28 protein-coding genes are annotated in these 26,056 nt (G+C 69.6%); 13 read left to right on the top strand and 15 right to left on the bottom strand.

Annotated elements, in window-relative coordinates:
* Positions 1 to 67 precede the first annotated feature (67 nt).
* Complete coding sequence (yidD, locus tag QOZ81_RS03640; RefSeq protein WP_441316721.1) at positions 68 to 292, top strand: membrane protein insertion efficiency factor YidD; 225 nt, start codon at positions 68 to 70, stop codon at positions 290 to 292.
* A gap of 137 nt (positions 293 to 429) precedes the next feature.
* Positions 430 to 1,146 carry an iron-sulfur cluster repair di-iron protein gene (gene ric / locus QOZ81_RS03635; protein WP_291201497.1) on the top strand — a complete coding sequence of 239 codons (717 nt, stop codon included), beginning with the start codon at positions 430 to 432 and terminating at the stop codon, positions 1,144 to 1,146.
* 14 nt (positions 1,147 to 1,160) lie between these two features.
* Here the strand turns inward: ric and QOZ81_RS03630 are convergent, their stop codons facing one another.
* Entirely contained in the window at positions 1,161 to 1,379 is a 219-nt protein-coding gene (locus QOZ81_RS03630; RefSeq protein ID WP_291201500.1) for a hypothetical protein, read from the bottom strand.
* Between the two features lie 45 nt (positions 1,380 to 1,424).
* Between QOZ81_RS03630 and QOZ81_RS03625 the strand changes: the two genes are divergently transcribed.
* Positions 1,425 to 2,174 (top strand): lysophospholipid acyltransferase family protein, encoded by a 750-nt coding sequence (locus QOZ81_RS03625; protein WP_291201503.1) that lies wholly within the window; start codon positions 1,425 to 1,427, stop codon positions 2,172 to 2,174.
* Positions 2,175 to 2,178: 4 nt separating this feature from the next.
* Here QOZ81_RS03625 and QOZ81_RS03620 read toward each other — a convergent pair whose 3' ends face one another.
* Complete coding sequence (locus tag QOZ81_RS03620; protein ID WP_291201506.1) at positions 2,179 to 4,710, bottom strand: protein kinase domain-containing protein; 2,532 nt, start codon at positions 4,708 to 4,710, stop codon at positions 2,179 to 2,181.
* A 118-nt stretch (positions 4,711 to 4,828) separates the two neighbouring features.
* Here QOZ81_RS03620 and QOZ81_RS03615 point away from each other — a divergent pair, with 118 nt between their 5' ends.
* Together QOZ81_RS03615 and QOZ81_RS03610 are read left to right on the top strand one after the other, a co-directional pair.
* Positions 4,829 to 6,361, top strand: a complete 1,533-nt coding sequence (locus QOZ81_RS03615) for a sigma 54-interacting transcriptional regulator (protein WP_291201509.1) — start codon at positions 4,829 to 4,831, stop codon at positions 6,359 to 6,361.
* A gap of 28 nt (positions 6,362 to 6,389) precedes the next feature.
* Positions 6,390 to 7,160 (top strand): hypothetical protein, encoded by a 771-nt coding sequence (locus QOZ81_RS03610; protein ID WP_291201512.1) that lies wholly within the window; start codon positions 6,390 to 6,392, stop codon positions 7,158 to 7,160.
* Between the two features lie 3 nt (positions 7,161 to 7,163).
* On the opposite strand, the gene QOZ81_RS03605 is transcribed toward QOZ81_RS03610, so the two are convergent.
* Together QOZ81_RS03605 and QOZ81_RS03600 are read right to left on the bottom strand one after the other, a co-directional pair.
* Positions 7,164 to 7,916, bottom strand: coding sequence for an enoyl-CoA hydratase/isomerase family protein (locus tag QOZ81_RS03605; protein ID WP_291201515.1), 753 nt, complete (start codon positions 7,914 to 7,916; stop codon positions 7,164 to 7,166).
* The gene (locus QOZ81_RS03600; protein WP_291201518.1) at positions 7,913 to 8,794 is read right to left on the bottom strand and encodes a tRNA (adenosine(37)-N6)-dimethylallyltransferase; all 882 of its coding nucleotides are present in this window, start codon (positions 8,792 to 8,794) and stop codon (positions 7,913 to 7,915) included. The genes QOZ81_RS03605 and QOZ81_RS03600 overlap by 4 nt, the downstream gene beginning before the upstream one ends.
* Before the next feature lie 72 nt (positions 8,795 to 8,866).
* On the opposite strand from QOZ81_RS03600, the gene QOZ81_RS03595 reads away from it, so the two are divergent.
* A complete protein-coding gene (locus QOZ81_RS03595; protein WP_291201521.1) occupies positions 8,867 to 9,244 on the top strand; it encodes a hypothetical protein in 378 nt (125 codons plus the stop codon).
* A gap of 2 nt (positions 9,245 to 9,246) precedes the next feature.
* Here QOZ81_RS03595 and QOZ81_RS03590 read toward each other — a convergent pair whose 3' ends face one another.
* Positions 9,247 to 9,579 (bottom strand): hypothetical protein, encoded by a 333-nt coding sequence (locus tag QOZ81_RS03590; RefSeq protein ID WP_291201524.1) that lies wholly within the window; start codon positions 9,577 to 9,579, stop codon positions 9,247 to 9,249.
* On the bottom strand, positions 9,576 to 10,940 hold the full coding sequence (gene purF, locus QOZ81_RS03585; RefSeq protein ID WP_291201526.1) for an amidophosphoribosyltransferase: 1,365 nt from the start codon (positions 10,938 to 10,940) through the stop codon (positions 9,576 to 9,578). Before purF ends, QOZ81_RS03590 begins: the two co-directional genes overlap by 4 nt.
* Positions 10,941 to 11,018: 78 nt before the next feature.
* Here purF and QOZ81_RS03580 point away from each other — a divergent pair, with 78 nt between their 5' ends.
* A complete protein-coding gene (locus tag QOZ81_RS03580) occupies positions 11,019 to 11,753 on the top strand; it encodes a hypothetical protein (RefSeq protein ID WP_291201529.1) in 735 nt (244 codons plus the stop codon).
* A gap of 9 nt (positions 11,754 to 11,762) precedes the next feature.
* Here QOZ81_RS03580 and QOZ81_RS03575 read toward each other — a convergent pair whose 3' ends face one another.
* Positions 11,763 to 12,356 (bottom strand): hypothetical protein, encoded by a 594-nt coding sequence (locus QOZ81_RS03575; protein ID WP_291201532.1) that lies wholly within the window; start codon positions 12,354 to 12,356, stop codon positions 11,763 to 11,765.
* Between the two features lie 65 nt (positions 12,357 to 12,421).
* Here QOZ81_RS03575 and QOZ81_RS03570 point away from each other — a divergent pair, with 65 nt between their 5' ends.
* A complete protein-coding gene (locus tag QOZ81_RS03570; protein WP_291201535.1) occupies positions 12,422 to 13,063 on the top strand; it encodes an HAD family hydrolase in 642 nt (213 codons plus the stop codon).
* 12 nt (positions 13,064 to 13,075) lie between these two features.
* Here the strand turns inward: QOZ81_RS03570 and QOZ81_RS03565 are convergent, their stop codons facing one another.
* The 3 genes from QOZ81_RS03565 to QOZ81_RS03555 are packed head-to-tail and all read right to left on the bottom strand — an operon-like array spanning position 13,076 to position 15,426.
* Positions 13,076 to 13,582, bottom strand: coding sequence for a hypothetical protein (locus QOZ81_RS03565; RefSeq protein WP_291201537.1), 507 nt, complete (start codon positions 13,580 to 13,582; stop codon positions 13,076 to 13,078).
* A gap of 33 nt (positions 13,583 to 13,615) precedes the next feature.
* The gene (locus QOZ81_RS03560) at positions 13,616 to 14,872 is read right to left on the bottom strand and encodes an SEL1-like repeat protein (protein WP_291201540.1); all 1,257 of its coding nucleotides are present in this window, start codon (positions 14,870 to 14,872) and stop codon (positions 13,616 to 13,618) included.
* Complete coding sequence (locus QOZ81_RS03555; protein WP_291201543.1) at positions 14,872 to 15,426, bottom strand: TlpA family protein disulfide reductase; 555 nt, start codon at positions 15,424 to 15,426, stop codon at positions 14,872 to 14,874. The genes QOZ81_RS03560 and QOZ81_RS03555 overlap by 1 nt, the downstream gene beginning before the upstream one ends.
* A 97-nt stretch (positions 15,427 to 15,523) precedes the next feature.
* Here QOZ81_RS03555 and QOZ81_RS03550 point away from each other — a divergent pair, with 97 nt between their 5' ends.
* Together QOZ81_RS03550 and QOZ81_RS03545 are read left to right on the top strand one after the other, a co-directional pair.
* Complete coding sequence (locus tag QOZ81_RS03550) at positions 15,524 to 16,354, top strand: sulfurtransferase (RefSeq protein ID WP_291201546.1); 831 nt, start codon at positions 15,524 to 15,526, stop codon at positions 16,352 to 16,354.
* Positions 16,351 to 17,532, top strand: coding sequence for an MFS transporter (locus QOZ81_RS03545; RefSeq protein ID WP_291201549.1), 1,182 nt, complete (start codon positions 16,351 to 16,353; stop codon positions 17,530 to 17,532). The genes QOZ81_RS03550 and QOZ81_RS03545 overlap by 4 nt, the downstream gene beginning before the upstream one ends.
* Before the next feature lie 50 nt (positions 17,533 to 17,582).
* Here the strand turns inward: QOZ81_RS03545 and QOZ81_RS03540 are convergent, their stop codons facing one another.
* From QOZ81_RS03540 to rocD, 5 genes are all read right to left on the bottom strand, one after another.
* The gene (locus tag QOZ81_RS03540; protein WP_291201552.1) at positions 17,583 to 18,248 is read right to left on the bottom strand and encodes a tetratricopeptide repeat protein; all 666 of its coding nucleotides are present in this window, start codon (positions 18,246 to 18,248) and stop codon (positions 17,583 to 17,585) included.
* Entirely contained in the window at positions 18,245 to 18,847 is a 603-nt protein-coding gene (locus tag QOZ81_RS03535) for a tetratricopeptide repeat protein (RefSeq protein ID WP_291201555.1), read from the bottom strand. Before QOZ81_RS03535 ends, QOZ81_RS03540 begins: the two co-directional genes overlap by 4 nt.
* Positions 18,848 to 18,974: 127 nt before the next feature.
* On the bottom strand, positions 18,975 to 19,436 hold the full coding sequence (locus QOZ81_RS03530) for an MOSC domain-containing protein (RefSeq protein ID WP_291201557.1): 462 nt from the start codon (positions 19,434 to 19,436) through the stop codon (positions 18,975 to 18,977).
* Between the two features lie 43 nt (positions 19,437 to 19,479).
* Positions 19,480 to 20,970 (bottom strand): DUF2867 domain-containing protein, encoded by a 1,491-nt coding sequence (locus QOZ81_RS03525; protein ID WP_291201560.1) that lies wholly within the window; start codon positions 20,968 to 20,970, stop codon positions 19,480 to 19,482.
* Between the two features lie 244 nt (positions 20,971 to 21,214).
* The gene (gene rocD / locus QOZ81_RS03520; RefSeq protein WP_291201563.1) at positions 21,215 to 22,426 is read right to left on the bottom strand and encodes an ornithine--oxo-acid transaminase; all 1,212 of its coding nucleotides are present in this window, start codon (positions 22,424 to 22,426) and stop codon (positions 21,215 to 21,217) included.
* Between the two features lie 220 nt (positions 22,427 to 22,646).
* Between rocD and QOZ81_RS03515 the strand changes: the two genes are divergently transcribed.
* The 3 genes from QOZ81_RS03515 to QOZ81_RS03505 all read left to right on the top strand — a co-directional run bounded on the left by QOZ81_RS03515 (position 22,647) and on the right by QOZ81_RS03505 (position 26,019).
* Positions 22,647 to 23,387 carry a YIP1 family protein gene (locus QOZ81_RS03515; RefSeq protein WP_291201566.1) on the top strand — a complete coding sequence of 247 codons (741 nt, stop codon included), beginning with the start codon at positions 22,647 to 22,649 and terminating at the stop codon, positions 23,385 to 23,387.
* A gap of 134 nt (positions 23,388 to 23,521) precedes the next feature.
* On the top strand, positions 23,522 to 24,760 hold the full coding sequence (locus QOZ81_RS03510; RefSeq protein ID WP_291201569.1) for an efflux RND transporter periplasmic adaptor subunit: 1,239 nt from the start codon (positions 23,522 to 23,524) through the stop codon (positions 24,758 to 24,760).
* On the top strand, positions 24,757 to 26,019 hold the full coding sequence (locus QOZ81_RS03505) for an ABC transporter permease (protein WP_291201571.1): 1,263 nt from the start codon (positions 24,757 to 24,759) through the stop codon (positions 26,017 to 26,019). Before QOZ81_RS03510 ends, QOZ81_RS03505 begins: the two co-directional genes overlap by 4 nt.
* The last annotated feature ends 37 nt before the right edge of the window (positions 26,020 to 26,056 follow it).

The following is a 26,056-nucleotide window of genomic DNA, read 5'->3' as shown; positions in this document are numbered from 1 at the left end:
CGACTGGCTGCTGTCCCACCCCCTGGCGGCCATCGGGCTGTTCCTGGTGCTCGAGGCCTTCCTGCCGGTGCCCTTCCAGCCCACCGCCTGGATCTGCCGCGGCCTGATCCGCAGCTACCAGGCCACCCTTTCCAGCCACCTGCCCACCCAGTGCAAGTTCACGCCCACGTGCAGCCACTACGGGCTGGGCTGCATCCAGAGGTACGGCACCCTGCGCGGCGGCCTGCTCACCACTTGGCGGCTGATCCGCTGCTCCCCCTTCACGAACGGCGGCCTGGACCCGATTCCCTAGCCTGAGGCTGGTCCGGGGCCCGGGCAGACACCTGGAAACCATAAATAGGTAATTCAGATCTTTTTAGTCGGATATGTGACGCCATTCACGCCCCCGATGGCCCATGTTGAAGGCGGGGAAGGCCCCACGGAGACGCCATGACCATCAACTTGGAGACCAAAGTGGGCGACATCGTGCTGGCCTGGCCCCAGGCCATGCGGTACCTGGAAGGCCAGGGCGTGGACTACTGCTGCGGCGGCCACCGCTCCCTCCGGGAGGCCTGCGAGGCGGCGGGATGCGACCCCGGCCAGATCCTGGCGGGCCTGGGGGGCCTCGAAACACCGACCGCCGACGCCCCCTCGTCCCGGGATTGGATGGACGCCTCCCTCACGGAGCTCCTGGCCCACATCGAGGCCACCCACCACGCCTACCTGCGCACTGAACTGCCGGGGCTGGAGGCCCTGCTCGAAAAGGTGCTCGGCGCCCACGGTGAGAACCACCCCGAACTGGGCGAGGTCTTCGACCTCTTCCAGGCCCTGGCTGGGGATCTCATGCCCCACCTCATGAAGGAGGAGCAGATCCTCTTCCCCTTCATCCGGCAGATGGACGCCGGGGTCGCCGCCGAGGCTTGTTTCGCCAGCGTGCAGAGCCCCATCCGCGTCATGGAATCCGAACATGAAGCCGTGGGCGCCATGCTCGTCCAGCTCCGCGCCTGCACGGACGGCTACTCGGTCCCCGCCGATGGCTGCGCCACCTTCCGCGCCTTCTACGATGGATTGAAGGCCCTGGAGGCGGACCTCCACCTCCACATCTACCTGGAGAACCAGATCCTCCACCCGCGGGCGCGGATGCTGGAGGCCGCCCTCCAGGCCTGATCAGAGCCCGGGAATCAGTGCACGTCCTGCACACTCCAGCGGTCCGTGCAGCCGTGGCTTTCCACCACCTGGTGGGCCTTCTTGAGGCGCAGCGTGTGCTGGACGGTCTGCATGACCGTGAACAGCTGGTCCTGGATGCCCAGGCGCTTCAGGTCCTCGGCGTGGAACCAGGTGATGCCGTCGGCATTCTTCCGGGCGGCGTGATCGGCCAGGATCTGCTGGGTGATGTCCACGGGAGACCTCCACTACTGCTAGCTTAGACGGTACGGGGAGGTGGCGTGGCCAACTGGCGGGACACGGGATTCGGCGCGGTCGTGATGATGATCTGGGCCCTGGTGACGGTGCCCCTGACCGTCCTTGGCATCCTGCTGGCGGTGCCCTTCCTCGGCCGGCGCCGGGCCTTCTTCGCCATCGGGCCGATGTTCGCCCGCGGCATGGCCTGGTTCTGCCACATCCCCTTCACCCTGAAGGGCTGGGAGCACCTGCCGGAGGACATCCGCGAGGGTCGCCAGTCCGTAATCTTCATGTCGAACCATGAAAGCCAGATGGACCCCCCCATCCTGGTCGCGGCCCTGCCGGTACCCGCCGTCTACATTGCCAAGAAGGAACTGAAATACATGCCCTTCATCGGCTGGGCGGGGTGGGCCGCCGGCGTCATCTTCATCGACCGTGGCGATCGGGAGCGCGCCATCCGCAGCATCCGCGACGCAGCCACCCAGATCAGGGGCGGCAAGAACGTCGTGATCTTCCCCGAGGGCACCCGCAGCCGCAGCGGCGAGATGCTGCCTTTCAAGAAGGGGGGCTTCGCCCTGGCCCTGGAGGCGGGTGTGCCCATCGTCCCCATGGCCACGGTGGGCGGTTTCCACGTGCTTTCCTCCGGCAGCGTGAGAATCCGGCCCGGGCGTTATGCCCTGATGGTGGGGGAACCCGTGCATCCGGCCGGGTACCCGGACCGCGACGCCCTCATGAAGGAAGTGCGGGCCCGCATCGAGGGCCTGGTGACCGAGGCTAGGACCTCCATCGCTTGAGGGCCTACCGGAAAACCGGGTCCTGCTTCGCCACGCGCAGCTTGCCGGGGTGGAAGCGGTCCGCCAGCTCCACGATGGACTGGGCACCGGCAGGATCCCCCAGCCGCGCCACCATGCGCGCCATGAAGTAGAGATTCACCGAAATCACCCGCCGCTCATTGTGCTTCCGCTGGGAAAGATCGATGGCGGCAAGCTTCTGGCGGTAGGCCTCGAAGCCGGCGCGAGCCCCGGCGCCATCCCCGGCCACGGCCAGCTTCACGCCCGCCAGCAGGGCGGTGTTGGAGTGGTCCGGTGGCCACACGCCCTCCAGCTCTCGGAGATAGGTCCCGGCCAGCGGACGGTCGTTCCGCTCCCAGGCCGTGTAGGCCATGAGGCTGCGCAGCACGTTGGAACCAGGGATCTCGCGGAGACCGGCCCGCAGCCTGACTTCCGCCTCCTGGGCCCGCCCCATCCACAGGAGCGCATCCGCGGAGGTGACGTAGGCGTACTCCGCCGCGGGCCGGAGGGCCACGGCGCGATCCGCATGCAGGAGGGCCGCGGGCAGCTCGCCCTCGTTCTGCAGCAGCACGCCATAGCGGTGGTGGGCCTGCCAACCCTCGGGGAAGAGGTCCAGCGATTTCTCGAAGTAGCGCCGGGCCGCCTGGTGGTTGTCCTCGCCCTCCAGGCCAGCGAAGACGTCCGCCAGAACGTCATAGGCCTTGTGGTCCGCCGGGTCCAGCCGCACGGCCTGCAGGGCCGCCCGGCTCGAGCCCTCCAGGTCGCCCATGCGAAGGAGGATCGAAGCCATGGCCCGATAGGCCTGGGAGGCGCTGGGATCCAGGGCGATGGCCTTTTCCGCCGCCGCCTTCCCCTGACGCAGCAGGGTCTGCGCCTCCTCGTAGCGCCCGCTGCCCAGGGCCGTGGTGGCGCCCAGCTCGGCCAGGGTCCAGGCGAATTCCGCCCGGGCCGGCGCGTAGTCCGGCTCCAGCTCGATGGCCGAGGCGAGCAGCGTGTTGGCCAGCCGTACCGAGTCCTGGTTCCCATCCGTGATGACCTGCAGGGCCCTGGTGTAGAGCTCGCGGGTCCGCGGCAACTTGGCCTGGGAGCGCAGGGAGCCGGGGTCGCTGCCCAGCCCCATCTCCTGAGGCAGGCGCTGCTGGAGTTCATCCTCGAGTTTCAGCAGGTCCGCCACGGGCCGGTCCATCTGGAACTGGTGGAGGGTCGCGCCGCGGAGTGCATCCACCACGCGCACGAACATGCGCAGCTGGCCGCCCACCACCTGGTAGCTGCCGAGCACCATCAGCTCGGCCTTGAGCTGGCGCCCCAGCTCGCCGACGGCCTTCGGGGCCTGGCCGGGCGTGTCGCCCAGCTGGTGCATGGCCTCGACGACCCGGAGCCGGTCCACGACCGCCATGTCTTCCCGCCGCACCAGGCCGAAGGCCATGGCGTCGGCGAAGCTGTTGCTGAGCCAGGCGTGCTCCGCATCGGGCTGCATCTGCTCCAGGGGCAGGATGGCCACCACGCGTCGGCCCTTGGTGAAGTCCTCGCGGGAGGCCCGGCGGGCCTCACCCAGGCCCGTGCCATCCGTGCGCCGGGTCCACCAGAGGCCCGCCACCGAGGCGGCCAGCACTGCCCCGGCCGTAGCCAGGAGCCAGCCCCAGCGCCGGGGTCGCCGGAGCAGCGCCACTGGACGGCTGAGGTGGGGCACCGCTGCCGTGGCAATGTTCTCGGAGAGGCCCATCGCCAGGGTCTGCAGGTTCGGGAACCGCTCCCTGGGCGCCTTGGCCATCAGCCGGTGGATGACGTCCTGGACCGTGCGGGGCAGGTCGGGCCGCAGCTCAGCCAACGGGCGGGGCTCGTCCCGGGTCACGGCGTAGAGGGTGTCCACCAGGTTGCCCCGCAGGAAGGGGTGCACGCCCGTGGCCAGCTCGTAGAGCACCACGCCCAGGCTGAACTGGTCCGACTGGCCGGTGAGGGCCTGCCCATTGGCCTGCTCGGGGCTCATGTAGGCCGGCGTGCCCTGGCTGTAGCCCGGCGCCGTGCGCTCCACCAGGGTCAGGTGGTGCGAGGTGGGGCCGAGGCCCACGTCCTCGGCGCCCCGCCGCGCGATGCCGAAATCGAGGATCTTCAGCTGGCCCTCGTCGGTCAGGAGCAGGTTTTCCGGCTTGATGTCCCGGTGGACGATGCCCTTCTGGTGCGCGTGGGAGAGGGCCGAGGCCGCCTGCCGGGCCAGGTCCTGCAGGGCCTCCGCCTCCAGGGGCCGACCCACCAGGGCCCGCAGCGTCCGCCCCTCCACCAGCTCCATCGCGATGTAGGGCGTGCCATCCACGTCGCCGGCATCGTAGATGTGGGCGATGTTCGGGTGGTTCAGCTGGCAGGCCAGCTTGGCTTCGCCGATGAGCGCCTTCCGGCGCAGATCATCCGCGTCCTTCAGGATCTTGAGCGCCACCTCGCGTTCCAGCCGCAGGTCCAGGGCGCGCCAGACCTCGCCCATGGCGCCCTCTCCGAGCGGAGAGAGGAGCCGGTAGGAACCGAAGTGCGTGGCGTCGGAGGACAAGCGTTTCCTCAGGAAGGGTGACCTCGGAGTATACCTTTCGAAAGACGGTTGTGATTCTCCAAGGCGGAAGCCCTTGACCCATCTCTCGAAATACCGAGAATCAGGCCCGGAGGTACCTGTGCCCATCCCGGATCTCGATGCCGCCCTCACGGGGGCCCGCCTGGTGGAGGAAGCCGGTGCCCTCCTCACCCTGGGCGAGGAACCCGACCGCATGGTGGCCCACGCCTTCGAGCGCCTGGGCCAGCTGGTGCCCTATGACCTGGCCACCGTCCTGCTGCGGGACGGCGACAGCCTCCGGGTGGCCCACGCCGTCGGGCCCCTCGCCACGCCCCAGCTGGCGGAGGCCCGCATCCCCGTGCGCGGCAACCTGCGCCTCCAGAACGCCCTCAAGGCCCGCTCGCGGCCCGCCACCTTCGAGGAGGATGATCCCGGCGAGGACACCTTCCACGGCCTCCTGGAGATGCCCCACGGCCACAGCTGCATGGTGGCGCCGCTGCGGAGCCGCGGCGAGACCTTTGGCCTCATGACGCTCGACGCCATGGTCTGCCGCCAGTACCCGGACAGCGTGCTGCACCATGTGGGCGTCTTCGCCTCGCTGCTGGCCCTGGGCCTCAAGCAGGCGGAGCACCTGACTCGGCTGGCCGAGCGGGAGCGGACCCTGGCGGAGGAGGTCAGCTACTTCCGCGAGGTGCAACGGCGGGACGTGCTGCAGGAGCCCCTCCGCGCCGAAAGCCCCGCCATGCAGAACATCCTCGACCAGCTGCGGCAGGTGGCCGCCACCGCCGCCACGGTGCTCATCACCGGCGAGACCGGGACCGGCAAGGAGAAGGTGGCCCAGACCCTCCACCACCTCTCGCCCCGCCGCGAGAAACCCTTCATCAAGGTGAACTGCAGTGCCCTGCCCGCCACGCTCATCGAATCCGAGCTCTTCGGCCACGTGAAGGGGGCCTTCAGCGGCGCGGCCTCGGCCCGCAAGGGGAGGTTCGAACTGGCGGACGGAGGCACGCTCTTCCTCGACGAGATCGGCGACCTGCCCCTGGACCTCCAGCCCAAGCTGCTGCGCGCCATCCAGGAAAAGGAGATCGATCCCCTCGGCAGCGAGAAGCCCCGAAAGGTGGACGTGCGGCTGGTGGCCGCCACCCACGCGGACCTCCGCGCCGCCGTGGCCGAAGGGCGCTTCCGCGAGGACCTCTTCTACCGGCTCAGCGTCTTCCCCATCCACCTGCCGCCCCTCCGCGAACGGCCCCAGGACATCGCCGCCCTGGCGGAGGGCTTCCTGGATCGCTTCGCCCGGGAGAACCGCCGTCCCGCCGTGCGGCTGCCGCCGGCGGTGCGCGATCAGCTGGAGGCCTACGCCTGGCCGGGCAATGTCCGGGAGCTGCACAACGTGCTGGAGCGCGCCGCCATCCTCTCGGCCGGCCGTGAGCTTCAGCTCCCACCCGGAGCCCTGCCCCTCCGGGGCGAGCGCACCAGCCGCCCCCCCACCTGGGAGGCCCAGGAGCGCACCTACCTGGAGCGCCTCCTCCAGCACACGCAGGGCAAGATCGCCGGCCCCGACGGGGCCGCGGCCCTGGCGGACCTGGCGCCCTCCACGCTGCTCTCCCGCCTGGAAAAGCTGGGGTTGCGGCCCAGGGACTTCCGCGAAGCGTGATAGCGTACCTCAACCTCCGGAGCGACGGATGAGCGAGATCACCGGCCCCAACGATGCGATCCCCCCGGTCATTCAGCTGAATGAGCCCCCGGCAAACCTGCCGCCCATGCCACCTCCCTTCGCCGAGGAGCCTCAGGCGCTCCTGCCGGCGCTGCGACCCGTGCCCTTCGAGGATCCCGAGACCTTCCCCACCTTCTGGTCCCGGGTGGGCGGCATGTTCCGGCTGGTGTTCAGCAACCCCATGGAACTGTTCGACCGCGTGCCCGTCACAGAAGGGCTGGGCGCACCCTGGCGCTTCCTGCTCCTGCTCTCCATCCCCGCGTTCCTGCTCGCCGCAATGGCCTTCCTCCTCCTGGGGATGGGCGCCATGTTCGCGGCCCTCGAACAGACCGGAAAGGGCGACGGCAAGGCCATCGCCGCGGTCCTGCCTGTGATTTTCGGCGCGACCCTGCTGCTCCTGCCCCTATTCAGCTTCCTGGGCATGGTCATCGGCGGCGCCTTCAACCACTTCTTCCTTTGGCTGTGGGGTGGACTCAAGCCTGGCGTGGGCACCAGCCAGAGCATCCGGGCCTACGGCTATGCCCACGCCTTCCTGCAACTCGGCGGATTCATCCCCTTGATCGGGATGCTGATCCAGATCGCCGGCCTGATCGTCACGGGCATGGGCCTGGCCCGCATGCACAAAACGGATACCTGGCGCGGCATCTGCGCCGTGCTGACGCCTCTCTTCCTGGCCTGCTGCTGCCTGATCCCGCTGCTCATCATGGCCCTTCCGATCCTTGCAGCGGCGCGCCATTAGCTTCTAGCCGGATCCTGCCAGCCATACGTGGACCTCCGAACCGATCGCGGTTGGAGCTACCACCCGATGGATGGCACCCAGCTGCAGGGCCGTGGTCTCACTCCAGGTCTCGAAATCCCGGAACAGGCGGTCCGCCCCGCGGCGCCCCAGGATTTCGGGCAGCCGCACGGTGCCCCCGAAACCCGTGAGGATGCCGTGCTTCGCGGCGGGATGGGCCAGCCGCAGGCCGTGCCGGCCTTCGGCATCGGCCGCCACGGCCCAGCGCTCCTGGCCGTGCAGGGCGAGGTCGCAGCCGCCCCCCATGGCCACGCCGGAAATCAGGGTGAGGCTGCGCCAGCCGGACCAGAGCAGGTGCGCCATGACCCGCTGACCGCGCCGGGAGAAGGGTTCGGCGGACACGGCATCCAGCGCGCCCACCTCGTGCAGATCGGCCCCGGCGGAGAAGTGGTGCCCGCGTGCTAACGCAGCCGGGGGGGACCGCCTGCTCGCTGATGCCAGCGATGTCCCCCCCGGAGCCCCCTGCGTGCTGTCCAGGCAAAGCCCGGACGGCACGCCTGCCATCCACCCCGCGGCGCTGAGGGCCACACGGCGCGTCCCTGCCCAGCGCAGCTCGATGAACAGCTGGTCCAGGGCCACCAGCAGGTCGCTGTGCAGGCGGTTCAGGCCGTCGCCCGAGCGCAGACCTATCCAGGCCCAGCCTTCCCCCCGCAGCAGCTCCAGCGAGGTCCGGCCCTCGTACCAGCTCTCCGGCCTCATCCCAGCCCCAGCCGCTCGAAGGCCGCCCCCAGCGGCTCCAGATCCGGATCCCAGACCGGCGCCTCCGGCAGCTGGTTGCGGAACCAGGTGGCCTGGCGCTTGGCGTAGGCCTGGGTCTCCTGGATCACGTCGAGCCGGGTCGCATGGGGATCGCCGCCCGCCATCCAGGCCGCATAGCCCAGGGGCCGGAGGGCCCTCAGGTCGTCGGCATGGCCGGTCGCCACCAGGCCCGCCACCTCGTCCAGCCAGCCTGCCGCCACCTGCGCGGCCACCCTCGCCACCACGCGCTCGCGGCGGCGCTCGCGGCCGGGCGCGACCACCAGCACCCGCCATCCCGGGGGAACGCCGGTGGCCGGTCTGGAGAGAAACTCCGACGGGGCGCCACCGGTCGCCAAGTGGAGACCCAGGGCCCGCTGGACCCGGGCTGCGTCGTGGGGGTGCAGGGCCGCGGCGCGGGCCGGATCCACGGCCGCCAGATAGCGGTGAAGGGTGGGCACGCCCAGCCGGACCCCCCAGGATCGGACCCGGTCCACCAGCGCCGGATCGACCGGGGGCAGATCCGAGAGCTGGTCCCAGATGCCCCGCAGGTACAGACCGGATCCCGTCACCAGCACCGGTTTGGAAGCCTCGGCCAGCCACCCCCTGACCGATGCCCCGAAGGCTTTGGGATTGGGGCGGGCCGAGAGGGGCAGCGCTCCGTAGCCCAGGTGCGGCACCCCGCCCTGCTCGGCCGCGTCCGGCTGCCCAGTGCCGATGGCCAGCCCCTGGATGGCCTGGAAGGGATCGCCGTTGACCACGGCGCCCCCGAGGCGGCGCGCCACGGCCACGGCCACGGCGGATTTGCCGGAGGCCGTGGGTCCGAGGATGGCGATGGGCATGGGTCAAACCTATCAGCAGACCCCGGCCGGTTGGGACGGGAACCTCGGCATCTCTGGCACCATATCAAGTCCATGCGCGCCCTGATCTGCCTCTGCCTCGCCTCCGGCCTGCTGGCCGGGGAGCCGCCTCTGCCCGGGCGCGATGGAGTCTTCCTGACGAGGGTGCTGGCGCGCGCGGAGGGTGACTCGAGGCCCTGGAAGACCTTCCGCGTGCCCGAGGCCTCCGCCTCGGCCGTGGTGGAGGTGTTCGGCGAGCTCACGCGGGAGGAACTGCGCCAGGTGGCCTTCCAGGAGTTCATCGTCTGGTTCCGCGAGGACCTCCGGCGGTTCTGGCGCTCCCAGGGGGCCACCGTCCCCGCCGGGAACCTCGCTTCGGCGGCGCTGCCGGTGGAACGCTTCGGCGGGAATCCCGTGCCGCAGAACGTCCCTTTGGGCAGTGTGAATTTCTAATCTCAGCCGAGGAGGCGAGGCAGCAGGCGGGAGGCCTGATCCCGCGCCAGCCGGGCAGCCTCGAGGGCATGGCGGGCTGCGGCTTCCGGGGACTGCCTGGGCGTAAGCAGGGCCTCGAGCTGGCCCCGCAGGCGGGCTGTCTCGCCTGCGGGGTCCGGTAAATGGTGACGGGCCGCCGCCTCGAAGACGGCGAGGAAGCACTGGATGGCATCGCAGCCGGCCGAGACGATGGCGGCGCTGTTCCGATGGTCGATGTCCAGTGCCAGGGCGGCCGCGAGGAAACGCAGCCCGTCCTCGAAGCGGGCCTGGGGGGGGCCCGAGGGGCCGGTGCTCATCCGCCCGGGGCCACCGGGTAGTCGCCGGTGAAGCAGGCGTAGCAGAAGCCGGTGCCATCATCACCCATGCAGCCTTCGAGGTCCTCCAGGCTCAGGTAGCCGAGCGTGTCCGCCTCCACGAAGGCAGTGATCTCCGCGAGGGGCATGTACGAGGCGATGAGGTGCTGGCGCTTGGGCGTGTCGATGCCGTAGAAGCAGGAGTGCGTCGTGGGCGGGCAGGCGATGCGCATGTGCACCTCGCTGGCGCCGGCCTCGCGCACCATCTGCACGATCTTCTTGCTGGTGGTGCCGCGCACGATGCTGTCGTCCACCAGCACCACGCGCTTGCCCGCCAGCAGGTGCCGCACGGGGTTCAGCTTCACCTTCACGCCGAAGCTGCGGATGTTCTGCTTGGGTTCGATGAAGGTGCGGCCCACGTAGTGGTTGCGGATGATGCCGAAGTCGAAGGGGATGCCGGACTGCTCGGAATAGCCCAGGGCCGCGCTCACGCCGCTGTCCGGCACGGGCACGATCAGATCGGCCTCCACGGGATGGCGCAGAGCCAGGCGGCGCCCCATCTCGCGCCGCGCCACCATCACGCTCTGGCCGTAGACCAGCGAATCCGGCCGGGCGAAGTAGATGTGCTCGAACACGCAGGGCTTCGGCTGCACCTTGGGCAGGGGGAAGCGTGACCGGATCTCGCCAGTCTTCCGCGACACCACCACCATCTCCCCGGGGACCACGTCGCGGTCATAGCTGGCGCCCACCAGGTCGAAGGCGCAGGTTTCCGAGCTGAAGGCGTGGGTCTCGCCCATGTGGCCCATGGCCAGGGGCCGGAAGCCGTGGGGATCCCGCGCCGCGATGAGCGCGTCGTCGGTGAGGATCAGCAGCGAGTAGGCCCCCTTGGCCTCCCGCAGGGCCGCCACCACGGCATCTTCCAGCGTGTCGGCCTGGGCGCGGTTGATGAGGGCCAGCAGGACCTCGCTGTCGGAGGGGCTGGTGAAGGTGTGGCCCTCGGCGATGAGCCGGTCGCGCAGCTCGCCGGTATTGGTGAGGTTGCCGTTGTGGCACAGGGCCACCTGGCCGAAGCGGCCGTGGATGAGGAAGGGGTGGGCGGCCGAGGCCACGTTGCCGCCGGTGGTGGAGTAGCGCGTGTGGCCGATGGCCGCGTCGCCCGGCAGGGCGTCCAGCACCGCCTCCGTGAACACGTCCGCCACGTAGCCCTGCGCCTTGTGGAGGTGCAGGCCCTGGTCGTCACCGGAGCAGATGCCGGCGGCCTCCTGGCCACGGTGCTGCAGGGCGTAAAGACCCAGGTAGGTCTGGCGGGAGGCTTCCGTCTGGCGGCAGATCCCGAAAACCCCGCATTCATCCCTGAACGGCATGCTTCCCCCGGGTCCCAGGATAACCTCCGGGAACCTCGGGCCGTAGCTTCGGCATCCCTGGTCCAGCCCGGAGTCCTCATGCGTCTGTCCATCCTTCTGCTATCCCTGGCCTTGCCCCTCGGGGCCAATGGCCTGGACGACCTGCGCTCGTCCCTGCAGAAGCTCCAGGGCTCCGAGCCCGTGAAGGCCACCCTGGACCATAGCTTCTGGCGCCAGACCACGGACGACAAGAAACCCGTCATCAGCCAGGGCAAGGTCACGGCCCAGCTCGAGGATGGCCCCCAGGGCCTCAAGGTGGCCTGGGGCCGCGGCACCCTCCAGCAGGCCGCAAAGGAACTCGCCGCCCAGGAACGGGAGCCCGACCGCCCGGCCCCCACCCGCACCGCGCTGCGCAACGTGGACCCCCTCGAGGTCGGGGAATCCCTGAACCACGCCGAGGCCCTGCTGCGCGATCTGGCCCAGGCCCAGGTCCAGGAGGAGAAGGCGGACACCTGGCAGGGCAAGCCCGCCAGGCTCCTGGTACTGAAGCTGGCGCCGAAGATCCCCGAGAGCCAGAAAAAGTACCTCAAGGAACTGAAGGTCGAGGCCAAGGTGTGGGTCGGTGCGGACGGCGTGCCCCTGGCCTTCTCCAGCAGCGTGAGCTACAAGGGTAGCCGCATGTTCATCAGCTTCGAGGGCGGCAACACCCAGGAGCTTCAATTCAGCCGGATCGGCAACCGCCTGGTGGCCACGCGCGCCACCAGCGAGGATCGCAGCTCAGGTTTCGGTGCCTCGTCCCAGACGAAGAAGACGACGACCCTCACGCTGCTCTAGGGCGCCGCCTCAGCGCACCGTCACCGTGCTCTCGGCGGCCTCCCCGGCCTCCCGGGCCCAGGCCTGGAGGGTGCTGAGCAGCGTGGTCCCGGCTTCTGCAGGCGCGAGGCCAGCGGTGCTGTCCAGCCCCTCCAGGTGCAATTCCAGCCGAGCGATGTCCCCCTGCTCGAACCGCACGCTGAAGTCGCAGAGGGCGAGCAGCTTCGGAGCCACTTCCACCAGCACCGTGGAGGCGTGCAGGCCCCGCGGCATCTCGAGGCTCCAGACGGGAAGGCTGCGGTTGCCGAAGCGGAGGGCGATGGGCTCAGGCCGGGTCTGCGGCGAGGGGCCGGCGAGGTAGAGCAGCCGTTCGGCCCGGCCCAGCAGCATCGCCTGTGCATAGGGCGTGCCCTCCGTGCGGTCCGCCTCCAGGCGCCACCCGCCCATGCGGGGCTTCTGCACCTTGTTGTGGCTGCGGATCGCGGCGGCGGACTGGAGCCGGAAGCGGGCCTCCATCGCCTGCTCCTCGCCGCGCATCCAGAGCTGGATCCGGTAGCGGAGCCCTTCCTGGGCGCCGATCGGCAACGAGAAAGTCAAAAGGAGCAGGACGATCAACCGGCGCACGGGGTACCACCTTCCCTTCCAGGGTGCCATCCCGTGAGATCCTGGGCCAGCGTGGGAGTGCGGTCGTGCCGATCTGCTTTGACCTCGACGGAACCCTGGGGCACTTCAGCTCCGGCTTCGTGCTGCTGCGCGAGGCCCTGGGCGGGTTGTGGGGGGCGACTCCCACCTTGGAGCAGCTGCGGCTCTGCCGTGGCTCCACGGACTGGGAGATCGTGGACGACCTGCACCGGATGCGCTTCGGCCGCGACCTGGATGAAGCGGGCTACGCCGCCTACGAGGCCGCCTGCGTCGAGCGGTTCCGCGCCACCTTCGCCCCGGGGATCCAGCGGGCGCTGAGGTTCGAAGGCGTCCTGGAGGGCATGCATCGGCTGGCCGCCTCCCGGCCGGTCTGGCTCGTCTCCGGCAATGCGCCAGGGCTGCTGGCCTTCAAGGCCGAGGTTCTGGGAGTGGACCCGGTCATCCCCAGGCTGGGCTCGCTGCCGCGCCACGACCGGACGGACCTCCTGAAGCGGGCCCTGAGGGGCGGCCCGGGCCCCCACCTCTACGTGGGCGACCGCCCCCATGACCTGGTCGCGGCCCAGGCCGCCGGCATGCCCTTCGTCGGCATCGGCGAGGCCGTTCCGGGCACGCACCAGAACCTGGCGCCCGATGCCGAGGCCGAGCACCTGGTCGCCGCAGTGGAAGCGGCGCTGCTCGAACACGCCTGAGGCTCTGCTGGCTCAGCGCGTCCGGACTTCCAGATCGCCCAGGAAGGCCTCCGTCCTGGGATCGCCCTCCTTCCTCACGATGGCCTGGGCATGGTGCAGCCGCCCCCGGCGCACGACCACGATGCCCTCCACCACGCCGCCGTTGGGCCCCTTCACCTTGTAGCGGAATCCGGGCCCCTTGTCCGCGGGCAGCTCCGTGCGCTGGAGCGCGCCGAACCGGTAGCCGAGGAAGTTCTGGTAGGTGGTCAGGATCTCCCGGGGCGTGGTCCCGCCCTTGTCCCCCGGAGGCAGGTTGCCCACCGCGACGCTGAAGGTCTCATCCAGGCGGCCCGCCGGGCTCATGGCCAGGTCGAACCACTCCACGTCGCCGAAGGGTCCAGGGTCTGTGTGCCGGTGCAGCTTGGGAGGTCCCGGGAAGGTGACGGCAATCCCGAGGTTCTCATTCTCGATGCGGCGCGGATCCTCCCTGCACCCCGTGAGGGTGAGAAGCACCACCAGCGCCAACCAAGATCGGGACATGGCTCCCCCTGCCATCATCATCGGGCACTGGACTCAGGAAGTTGACTCGCGACGGGCCGCTTCGGCCCAGCGGGCGGCCTCGCGGGGATCCCGCAGGACACCATGTCCCCCCAGGTAGGCCTCGGCAAGGGCCAGCATGGCCTCGCGGTGACCCAGGTCCGCCGCCTTCCGGAACCAGAGGGCGGCGCTGAGGTCATCCCGGGGCCGGTCGGGGCTGCCCTGGCGGTAGGCCAGACCCAGGCGGTGACAGGCTTCCGGATCCCCCGCCCCGGCCGCCTCCAGCAGCCGGTCCCGGCCCGACCGTGGCCGGTCCGCCCGTAGCTGGCGGGTCTGCCAGCCCAGCAGAAGCAGCAGGGAGGCAGCCATCAGCAGGGGCAGGTGGAACAACGAGGACGACCCGGCCCAGATGAGCCAGCCGAAGGTACCCAGCAGGGCCACTCCCAGGACCAGGGCCCCCAGGAGCAGACTCCAGCGTCCGGCCCGATACTCCACGCCCCGGGCGGCGAGGGACTCCATTCCGTGGACCGTCCTGGCGACCAGGCGCACCAGGGGATCCTCGGGCGCGGCATCGTGCCGCAGGACGCTGCGCGAGAGCTCCGGGTGGGGGCGCAGGCGCTCCGCCTGCTCCGACCAGCGCCTTGCCCGAACTTCATCGGCCGGCACCCCATCGCCCAGGCCATAGGCGTGGGCCAGCCAGGCTGCCGCCGGGCCATAACCCAACCCGGCGGACCGCAGGTACCAGGACTCCGCCCCGGCACGATCCGGGATGATCTGGCCCGCCCCCGTGCGGAGGACCTCTGCCAGACGGAAGGCCGCCTCGGGATGGCCCTGGTCCGCAGCCTGGCGGAAGCGCTCCATGGCGGCGTCCTGGCCGCTGGGACCGAAACTGCCTTCCAGGAAGATGAGACCGTGCTGGAACTGCGCCTCCGCCCCGCCAGCCGCCACCGCCTGCTCGAGGCACCAATGGGCCATCTCGGAGCGGTGTGCCTGCCGGGTCCAGTGGAGCCACAATCCCGCGGGGTCCGCCGCGAACCAGGCCACCCAGGAACGCAGGCGGCGCTCGAGCCAGGTGAACACCGCAGTTGTCGACCACAGCAGGCGCGCGATCACCAGGGCCACCATCAGGACCCAAAGGGCCAGGAACAGCAGCGCCGCCCAGGCCTCGGCCACCCGGGCCAGGCGGGTGGGCAGGAGCAGGAAGGGGCCCGCCAGGATGACGATCAACACCCCAAGCGCCAGGGCCCAGGCCCGCCGGAAGCCGGAGGCCACCACAGGTGGGGTCGGGATCATCACCGGGCCTTCAGGGCCTCCTCCAGGGCCCGTCGCGCCATCCCCTCGCCGTACCCGGACCAGCGCTTCACGAGCCGGCCCTGCCGGTCGATCACCAGCGTGGTGGGAATGCTACGGACCTCGCCGAAGGCGTCCAGCGCGCGACCACCCTCCGGAAGGTAGGCCGTGAGTCCCAGCTGGGGGTTCTGGGCCAGGAAGGGCTTCACGTCACCCCACCCCCCGCTGTCCACGGAGATGGGCAGGACCACGTAGCGGTCCCCGCCGGCCTTCTGCAGTTCTGCGACTTCGGGCAGCGACCGGCGGCAGGGCGGGCACCAGGTGGCCCACACGTCCACCAGCACCACCTTGCCCTTGAAATCGGCCAGGGTGTGGCGGTTGCCGTCGGCATCCCGGATCGCCACCCCGCTCACGTCCGCGCCACTGGCAGCCCCTTCTCCGCCCCCGCCGGACATCCCGCGGGTGAGGGCCACCCCGCCCAGCAGGAGGCCCCCGCCGACGAGCAGGAACGCCACTGCCAGGCGCCAGCGGGACTCGGGGACATAGGCATCGGACATGGGGCCTCCGGGGCTTCCTCGGGCAACGCATGCGTTGACCGAGATCTATGGGCAGGCTTCAGGGTAATGTCCCTATCGACCACTTCATACTGTGGGGATGAACCTGATCTCCGCTTCCGACCTTCGATCCCAGCTTGCCTCGGTCCGCCTGCTGGATGCCCGCCCCGATTCCACGGACTACGCGGCGGGCCACCTGCCGGGGGCCCTGCATGCCGACCTGAACCGCCAGCTCAGCACCGCCTCCGACCCGGGCCACGATCCGGCGAGGGGAGGGCGCCATCCCCTGCCCTCGCTGCCGCGCTTTGCGGCGCAGGTGGGCGCCTGGGGCATCGGCCCCGCCACCCGGATCGTGCTCTACGATGCGAACGGCGGCGGCAACGCGGCGGCCCGCCTCTGGTGGATGCTGCGGGCCCTGGGCCATGAGGAGGTCCGCGTGCTGGACGGCGGGCTTCCGAAGGCCCTCGGGGCTGGGATGCCCCTGACCTCGGACCTCGCGCCCGTGACGACCCTCGGGCCCTATCCGGTGGCGCGCTGGCAGTTCCCCACGGTCGACGCGGAGGAGGTGGAGACCCTGCGGAAGGACCCCGGCCGCAAGCTGCTGGACGTCCGCTCCCAGGAGCGCTGGCGCGGAGAGTCTGAGCCCTTCGACCCCGTGGCCGGCCACATCCCGGGCTCGCTGAACCTGCCCTGGAACGAGAACCTCGGACCCGACGGATGCTTCAAGAGCCCCGAGGCCCTGCGCGCCCTGTACGGCCCCCTGCTGGACGGCACGCCGCCGGAGCGCCTCGCCGTCCACTGCGGCTCCGGCGTCACCGCCTGCCACACGCTGCTGGCCCTGGACGTGGCGGGCCTCCCCGGCGCCGCCCTCTATGTCGGCAGCTGGAGCGAGTGGTGCCGCAGCGATCGCGACCGGGATCCCCGACCGTGAACCCCTGGCGCGGCCTCCGCGGCCTTCCCCGCGAAGTCTGGCTGGTCTGCGCCAGCACGCTGATCAACCGCCTGGGCACCATGGCCCTGCCCTTCCTGGTGCTGTACCTCACCGAGGGCCGCCGCTGGACGCCCGCAGAAGCCGGCTACGGGATGATGATCTACGGAGCCGGCGCCCTGACGGCGGGGCCCTTCTCCGGCCGCCTGGCGGACCGCCTGGGCCATGTCCACGTCCTGAAGGCGAGCCTCTGGAGCTCGGGCGCTCTGCTGCTGATCCTGCCCTTCGCCAGCACGAAGCCCCTGCTCTTCGCGCTCATCTTCCTGTGGGCTGGCCTCACCCAGGCCTTCTGGCCCAGCGCCATGGCCCTGCTCACCGGCCTCGCCGCGCCCGAGCAGCGCAAGGCCGTCTTCGCCCTGCACCGCCTGGCCGTCAACCTCGGCATGGCGGTGGGTCCCGCCGCGGGTGGCCTCATCGCCCACCACAGCTACCGCTGGGTCTTCTGGACCGATGGCCTCAGCACCCTGGCCGGCGCCGCCCTGCTGAGCCTCCTGCTGAAGGCCCAACCCACCCCGGACCTGCCGCACGATCACGCGCCCGGCGGCAGCCCCTGGCGGGACCGGCACCTGCTCTTCCTGCTGCTGCCCTTCATCCCCGCGCTGATGGTGTTCTTCCAGATCGAGGGCACCCTGCCCCTCTGGGTGGTGCGCGACCTCGGCCTGGGCAGCCGCTTCTTCGGCATCCTGTTCACGGTGAACACCCTCCTGATCGTGGCGCTCGAGGTGCCCCTGAACCTCGCCATGGGCCACTGGCGCCACGGCCGGCTCCTGCTCCTGGGCTCGCTCTGCCTCGCCGTCGGCTTCGGCCTCACGGCCTGGGCCACCAGCTATGCGATGCTGATCGTCACGACGGTGATCTGGACCTTCGGCGAGATGATCCTGTTCCCCGCCATGAGCGATGCCGTGGCCACCCTGGCGCCCCCGGACCGCCGCGGCGAGTACATGGGCCTGCTCTCCCTGGCCTTCGCCGCAGCCCTGGCCCTGGGCCCCTGGCTGGGCGTCCTGGCCTATGCCAAGGCCGGCCCGAGGAGCGTCTGGCTGGCCACCTTCCTCATCGCCGGCGCGGCGGGGCTGCTCCTGGCGCGGTTCCGGACGCCCGGGGCGCCCGCCCCCAAAGGCTGACGCGCCATCGGTCGTGGTGATGGCGGTCGATCTGGACTCGCCCCTCGGTCTTATTTGGCTCCCGGCTGCCTGGCGCTTCTCAGGAGCAGCTCGGCATGGGCATTGGTGATCTCCAGCCACACGTCCACGTCATTGGGATCGGCCTTGGCGGCCCGGGCGAAATAGAGGGCGGCCAGGTCCCTCTCACCGGCCAGGAGGGCGGCGCGGCCGAATTCCAGGAAGTTGTTGGCGTCGCTCTTGTCCAGCTGATAGGCACGCTCCATGTAGTCCGCGGCCACCTTCACCTCCCCGGCCGCGATGAGATCCACGGCGGCCTTGTTGAGGATGTTCTTCAGCCGCTCGTAGCGACCGGAGAGTTCCACGGAGACCATGGCCTGGTAGGCCTTCAGGGCCTCCGGCCGGAAGCCTTTGCGGAGCCAGGCCAGACCGATGAGGTGGTGGGTCTGGGGGTCGGTGGGCTTCGCGGCGACGGCCTTCTCGAAGGCCTCTTCCGCCTTCTGGCGTTCCCCGAGTGCCAGCATCGTGTCGCCGTACTCCACCATCAAGTGCGTGTCCTTGGGGTCGAGACGCCGGGCCTCCTCGGCGCAGAGCCGCATCAGCACCTTTCGGTCCTGGGAGAAGAAGGCCGCATCCGGAACCTTGGGCGCCTGCGCCGAGGCCGGACACAGGGCCAGAAGGCCGAGACAGACGGGAAGGCTCCAGCCACGGGTGCTCATCGCTCCACCCCCTGATCCGCGAAGGCCAGGGCGATCTCGTTCCAGAGGCCCTCCGTCTTGCGCCGGGTGGTCATGATCCGCTCGAACCAGATGGCCGCCAGGTCCTGCCGCTTCTGCCGGAGGCAGGCCCGGCCGAAAGCCGTCACGTTCTGCCAGTCGCGGGGCGCCACCCGGAAGGCCCCGGTCATGACCTCGTCGGCCTCCTTGGCGAACCCGGCATCCATGAGAACCACGGCCGCGTCGCGCTGGATGTTCTTGGCGGCAGGATCCTGCTCGGCGACCTTGAGCAGCGCGGCCACGCCCAGCTTGGGGTTGCCGCACTCCAGCCAGGCCTGGCCCATCCACCGGAAGGCCTCCGCGTCCCCGCCGACCACCCTCTGGAAATAGGCCTCCGCCTTGGCCCGGTCCCCGGCGATGAGGTGGGCGCGACCGGCCTGGGCCAACACCCGGTCCTTCCCGGGCTTCAGGTTCGCGGCCCGCTCCGCACAGGCCAGCATCACCTGGGTGGGATCCCCCTTGAAGAAAGCCTCCGTGGGGCGGTCGGGAACCTGGGCCCCGAGGGCGCATCCCAACGCGAGTGACAGACCGATGGAGCGCATGGCTGACCTCCCTGGAGGGCGCGCCCTCCCAGAACGCAGGCGACAGCCTGCAATGCGGCTCAAGCATCCGACAAAGCAACCTGAGGATCAACAACGAACGACAGCAACCGCACGCCCAACGCCCACCTCAGTCGATCAGATCCCCGACGCGGAGCAGACCGCCTTCGAGGATCTCAGCCCGCAGCCCACCGCGGTGCACGAGCCCCGGCAGGATCTGCGGCTTGGCCGTCATGCGGGCCAGGTCGCCGCAGGGCTCGCAGAGCTCGTGGCCGCGCAGGCGCACGCCGCCCACGGTGAACTCGCGCCCCACCAGGTGGTTCAGGGCCACCCCGCGGGTCACGAGGTTGCGCCGGGTTTCGCCGGGGGCCAGCACCATCCCCAGCTCCCGCTCCAGCGCCTCGATGGCCTCGGCCTCGATGAGCGTGAGCTGGCGTCCCGGCTTGGGCTTGGCGGAGAAGCTGCCCGTCCGTGTGGCATACCGGTCCCCCTCCAGCCCCACGCCGGCGATGGCCACCACCTGGTCGACGCTGCGCATGGCGGCTTCGGCTGAAGGCGCGATATGGATGGACTCGATGCAGCCCTGGAACATGGGGACTCCACATGAAGTTCGGGGGCGCCTCGACGGCCCCCCTTCACTCTTGCACGAGCAGGGTCGGGGCCGGCAGGCCAGGCAGGGTGTAGTCCAGGGTGTGGTCCTCCTCGGCGCGGGTCTGGATGGCGCGGATGAGGCCCGGGAAGATGAACCGGTGCAGCTGCATGGCCGAGTACCAGTAGAGGTTGCCGGAGAGGCCGTGGGGCTCGAAGAAGGCGGTCTGCTCCAGGTGGGTCTGCCTGCCCTCCGGGCGCACCTCGAACTGCAGCCAGGCCCGGCCGGGCAGCCTCATCTCGGCGCGCAGGCGCAGGATCCGCCCCGGCTCGAAGGACTCCACCCGCCAGAAGTCCAGGGGATCGCCCACGCGCAGGTCCTTGGGATGCCGCCGTCCCCGGCGCATGCCCACGCCGCCCATGGCCCGGTCGATGGCGCCCCGGAGCTGCCAGAGGGCGTTGCCGGCGGGCCAGCCCTGCTCGCCCCCCAGCGCGCAGATGATATCCATGACGCGCTCGGGAGAAGCCTGCACCTTGCGCCAGTGGCGCTCCACCAGCAACCCCTCCTGGTTGTCCAGCTGCCGCCCCACGGGATCCTTCCGGACCGTGCTGGCCAGGCTGGAGGCCCAGGTGGTCTCCACGTCGTCCGCGGCAATGCGCCCCAGGGCGCGGTCCAGCGCCTCGGCGTAGGTGGTGGGTCGCACGGCGAAGGTGTGGAGGGCGCGATCGTCCCGCACCACCACCTCGGTGCGGAGGCTCTCCAGCAGGGCCGCCGCGATGCGGTGCGGGATCGGGGTCAGGAGGTCGATCACCCGGCTGCTGAAATTCCGCTTCGGCATGGGCACCGGCAGGATGATGCGGTGCAGGCCCTTGGCCCGGGCATAGCCGAGCATCATCTCCCGGTAGGTCAGGATGTCGGTTCCGCCGATCTCGTAGATGCCCCGGGCCTCGGGGTGGTCCAGGGCCTCCTCCAGATAGTCCAGCACGCTGCGGATGCCGATGGGCTGGCAGCGGGTCTCCACCCAGCGCGGGGCCACCATCAGCGGCAGGCGGTCCGTGAGGTGGCGGATCATCTCGAAGCTGGCCGAGCCGGACCCCACGATCACCGCCGCGCGGAACTCCACCACGGGCACGCCAGCCCGGGCGAGGTTCTGCCCCACCTCCTGGCGGCTGATCAGGTGCTTGCTGTGCAGCTCGCCCGGGTCGCCGAGGCCGCCCAGGTAGACGATGCGCCGGACCCTGGCTCGCCGGGCCGCCTCCCCGAAGGCGCGGGCCATCTTGCGGTCCTGCTCCCGGAAGGACTTGCCGTCGGCCATGGCGTGGACCAGGTAGTAGGCCACGTCGATGCCCTCCAGGGCGAAGGGGAGGGTCTCGGGACTCCCCAGGTCCCCCTGCACGATCTCGACGCCGGGCCAGGGCCGCCCCTGGAGCTGCTGGGGATCCCGGGCCAGGCAGCGCACCGAGTGCCCCTTGGCGATGAGGCGGGGGACCAGGCGTCCCCCGATGTATCCCGTGGCTCCCGTGACCAGTACTCGCATGGACTCCCCCTTCGACCTGGCGTCCCGGGTCCCTCGAGGCACCCAAAGACGGCATCGCAGCGATCAATGTCCAGCAAGCATAACATTAATATTATCTTAATTTGACCTAAAGCATCTTAGTCTGTTCGACCTATTCCGGGTTCCTCCCTTGGCGCCCTCCAGGTTGCAACCAGGGAGGATGGACAGGCCTGAACGCACCGCGCCCCCTGGAGCAGGGGGCGCGGTCGGGAGTCGGACTTTCCAGCTAGGCGAGGACGGCTTCCAGCTGGTCCACGGCCCAATCGATCTGCTCCTTCGTGATCACGAGGGGGGGCGCGAGGCGGATGATCTGCTCGTGGGTGTCCTTGCAGAGCATGCCGCGATCCTTGAGCTGGTAGCAGTAGGGACGGGCCTTGCCGGCGCTCTCCTTGAGCTGCACGCCGGCCCACAGGCCGCGCACGCGCACCAGCTCCACCTTGTCGGACTTCATGCCGCGCAGGCGCTTCGCGAAGTACTCGCCGAGTTCGGCGGCGCGCTCCACCAGCTTCTCGTCGACGAGCACATCCAGGGCGGCACTGGCGACGGCGCAGGCCAGCGGATTGCCGCCGTAGGTGCTGCCGTGGATGCCGGGGGTGAACACGTCCATGACTTCGTCGTTGGCCAGGAAGGCGCTGACGGGGTAGTAGCCGCCGCTGAGGGCCTTGCCGATGGTGATGCCGTCGGGACGGATGCCCTCGTGCTCGAAGGCGAACATCTTGCCCGTGCGGCCCAGGCCGGACTGGATCTCGTCCAGCACCAGCAGGCAGTTGTTGGCCGTGGCCACCTCGCGCAGGCCCTTGAGGAAGCCCTCGGGCGGGATGACCACGCCGCCCTCACCCTGGATGGGCTCCATGAAGATGGCGCAGGTGTTCGGGTTGATGGCCTTCTTCACGGCTTCCAGATCGCCGTAGGGCACGATCACAAAACCGGGGGTGAAGGGGCCGAACTTGCTGGTGCTGTCGGGATCGGTGCTGAAGCCCACGATGGAGATGGTGCGGCCGTGGAAGTTGCCGTCGGCCACGATGATTTCAGCCTTGCCGTACTCGATGCCCTTCTTGTCGTAGCCCCACTTGCGCATGGCCTTCAGCGCGGTTTCCACGGCCTCGGCGCCGCTGTTCATGAGCAGGGCCTTGTCGAAGCCCGTCAGCTTGCAGAGCTTCTCGAGCAGCGGGGGGAACTGGTCGTTGCGGAAGGCGCGGCTGGTGAGGGCCAGGGTCTTGATCTGGGCGATCATGGCCTCGCCGATCTTCGGGTGGTTGTGGCCCTGGTTCACGGCGGAGTAGGCGGCCAGGAAGTCCATGTACTTCTTGCCGTCCACGTCGGTGAGGAAGACACCCTCGCCCTTGGTGCAGACGACGTCGAGCGGATGGTAGTTGTGCGCGCCGAACTGGTTCTCCTGCGCGATCAGGGACTCGGACTTGGCGGCGAGGGTGGCCATGGGACCTCCGGATGGGTTGAGTGGGGGACTGGCGAGGTTCGAGGTCTAAAACTCTAGTCCCGCCGGGCACGGTTGTCAGGTTTCTCAATGTTTTCTTGACGAATTGTCAGGGGCCATCCCCCGGGAACCATGCACCGGCCGGCGGCCGAATCCCGCCGTTGGGCGGTGGCCTGCGACAATGGCGCGCAGACCCCCCTATCGTGAATGCCACGGAGCCCCCATGAGCGACCAGCCCGAATCCCTGTATGGCCATCAGCCCGAGCCGACCCCTCCCCAGGCCCCCGGCCTACTGGATCAGATCGCGGGGGTGTTCACGGCGCCGGTGGAACTCTTCCAGCGGCTGAGCAAGGCGCCGAGCTGGGGCTGGGCCCTGGGTGTCCTCATCACCTTCGCCCTGGTCATCACCGTCGCCTGGGGCCTCAAGGTGGACGTGGACGAGATGCTGCGCCCCATCCTCGAGCGCAACCCCCAGGTCCAGTCCTCGCAGATCGACATGATCATCGAGATGCAGAAGAAGTTCATCCTCCCCTTCAGCATCCTGGGCGCCCTCTTCGGCACCGCCGCCGCCATGGCCCTCGTGGCGCTGTTCTACTGGCTGATCGGCAAGGCCCTGCCCGAGGGCGAAGCCCCCAGCTATCCCCAGGCCCTGAGCGCGGCCGTGGTACCGGCCCTGGTGAAGCTGCCCCAGATGCTGCTGATCGTGGTGATCTGCCTGGTGCGTCCCATCGGCGGCCTCACGCCCGACAAGATCGCCCCCACCTCACTGGGCTACTTCCTGCATACCGAAAGCATCAAGCTCCAGGCCTTCTTCTACACGCTGGACCTCTTCTACCTGGTCGAAGCCGTGCTCACCTACCTCGCCCTGCGACACCTGGTCCGCATGAAGACCGCGGGGGCGCTCATCTGCGTGCTGCTCCCCATGGCCTTCGGCATCGGCCTGCGCGTGCTGGGCGCCAAGTAGCGCCGTTCCCCAGTCCACCAAGGCCGCCGCTGCGAGCGGTTTCCTGATGACCATTTGGTATCGAATCCTGCACACTGGGGGCAGGTATTCGCCCATGGTCGATTCCTTACCAGGGCCCCTCCCATGGGTGGTGCATGAAACGAAAGAGATGGTATGTCCTCGGTGCAGCCACACTTCTGCTGGCAAGTCTCGGCGGCTGGAAGGTCTTCGGCCGCGGCGGTGACGTCGAGATCCTCTACACCGTCGAGCCCATCAAGCGCCAGGACATCAAGGACAGCGTCACCGCCAACGGCGAGATCCAGGCCCTGAGCCGCGTGAACGTCGGCACCACCGTCACGGGCGAGATCAAGGCCATCCACGTCAAGGACGGCCAGATGGTGAAGGCCGGCGACCTGCTGGTCACGCTCGACCAGGAGCGCTTCAGGCAGGACCTCAACCGTGCCGAACTGAGCCTCCGCATGGCGCGGCAGGACCAGGACACCGCCGAGGCGACGTTCCGCAAGGTGTCGGGCGCCTTCCGGCGCCAGCAGGCCCTGTTCGACCAGGGGCTCATCTCTCTGGATCAGCACCAGGAGGCGAAGCTGGCCAATGACAACGCCGACATCACCCTCCAGCGGGCCAAGGTGGCGGTGCAGCAGGCCCAGTCCCAGGTGGCCCTGGCCCAGGACGCGCTCGACAAGACCGAGCTGCGCGCGCCCATGGCGGGGCGGATCACTGGGCTGAAGGCCGAGAAGGGCGAGACCGCCATCGCCGGCCAGACCAACATCGCCAGCGCCATCCTGATGGTCATCTCGGACATGTCGCAGCTCCTGGCGGAGTGCAAGATCAGCGAGCTGGAGGTGGCCAAGCTCAAGCTGGGCCAGCCCGCGGAGATCCAGGTCGACGCCATTCCCGGCATGGTCTTCCAGGGCTGCGTCGTGAACGTGGCCACCAGCTCCGACCGGCTCCCGAACCAGTCGTCTACCTCCAACCAGGAAGCCCAGAACTACAAGGTTCGCATCCAGCTGGCTGGCCGGGCCGAGGACCTGGACCGGCTGCGCCCGGGCATGAGCGCCCGGGTGGCAGTGCTGGCCAACGAGGTGAAGCAGGTGGTGGCGGTGCCGCTGCAGGCCATCCTGGAGCGCGAGGACCGCAGCGGAGGCCTGGGGCTCATGGCCCGCAGCCGCAGCACCGTCTACGTGCTCAAGGGGGATGCGGCCGAGGAGCGCGTCCTGCGCCTGGGCGCCACCACCCGCCGGGCCGCGGAGGTGCTGGAAGGTCTCAAAGAGGGTGAGCAGATCATCAGCGGCCCCCCCAAGGGCCTAGGCGCCTTGGCCCAGGGCAGGAAGGTCAAGCTGGCCAAGGCCACCGAGGGTCCGGGAGCCGCCAAGTGATCTCCTGGTCGGGCCCGGCACGGGAGCAGCTCCACGCGGCCCTGGGCAGCATCTGGGCCCACCGCATGCGATCCGTGCTGACCACGCTGGGCATCATCATCGGCGTGGCCTCGGTCATCACGGTGGTGAACCTCACCAAGAGCCTTGAGGCCCGCATCATGGCGGACGTGAACAAGGAGGGCAGCCTCACCTTCTTCCTCAGCCCCGGAATGTCCCAGCAGGCCTGGCGGCAGGGCAAGAAGATCCGGCGGCAGCCCCTCAACGACGAGACCATCCGCGACCTGAAGGAGATGGTGCCCGAGCTTCGCCTGGCCTCGCCCGATACCTACATCTGGGGCCGCAACATGGCCAAGGCCGGGGACGTCACCCGCCGGATCTACATGCATGCCATCGGGGAAGAGGGGCTGGACCTGGCCAACCTCGAACTCGCCGAGGGTCGCGCCTTCACCGCCACCGACCGCAGCACCCGCGCCCCGGTGGTGATCCTTGGCTCCAAGATCGCCAGCGAGCTGGGGCTGGAGCATGGCATCGACCGGACCTTCACCATCAACGGGCAGACCGCGGAGATTGTGGGGATCCTCAAGAAGCAGGGCGACATTCCCATGGTCCCCCAGGATGACGAGGCCATATGGGGCACGGACAACGAGGTGTTCATCCCCTTCGGCAGCTTCAAGGAGTTCATGCAGCCCTGGATGCTGGACAACATCAGCTATCGGCTGCAGATGGACCCGAAGATGTCGCTGGCCGAGGCGGAGGAGCTGCTCCGGTCCAGCCTCCGGCGGTCCCGGGGCCTCCGCGGCGACGACCCCGACAACTTCGACCTCACCACTAACAAGAAGCAGGTAGAGATGGTGGAGAAGCTGACCGGCAGCCTCATGCTCGCGGCCGGCGGCATGGTCTCCATCAGCCTGCTGGTGGGCGGCATCGGCGTCATGAACATCATGCTGGTGAGCGTCACCGAGCGCACCCGTGAGATCGGCATCCGCAAGGCCCTGGGCGCGCGGCGCCGGAACATCCTCATGCAGTTCCTCATCGAGGCCATGGTGCTCTGCCTGGTGGGCGGCGTGATCGGCCTGGCCCTGGGCCTGAGCCTCGGCAGCCTCCTCAGCCAGATGCTCCTGAAGCACCTGGGCAGCGTCCCCACTTGGGCCATCGGCGCCGCCTTCCTCGTGCCCGCCATCGTGGGTCTCACCTTCGGTCTCTACCCCGCCGCCAAGGCCAGCAAGCTGGATCCGATCGAGGCGCTCCGCTACGAGTAGCGCAACTCCCCATTGCGGGCGGATCGAGTCATACTCC

Origin of the sequence: Geothrix sp. (assembly GCF_030219325.1) — a bacterium.
GTDB lineage: Bacteria > Acidobacteriota > Holophagae > Holophagales > Holophagaceae > Geothrix.
The sequence above is the reverse complement of the archived record's forward strand: the minus strand, read 5'-3'. Positions and strand labels throughout refer to the sequence as shown.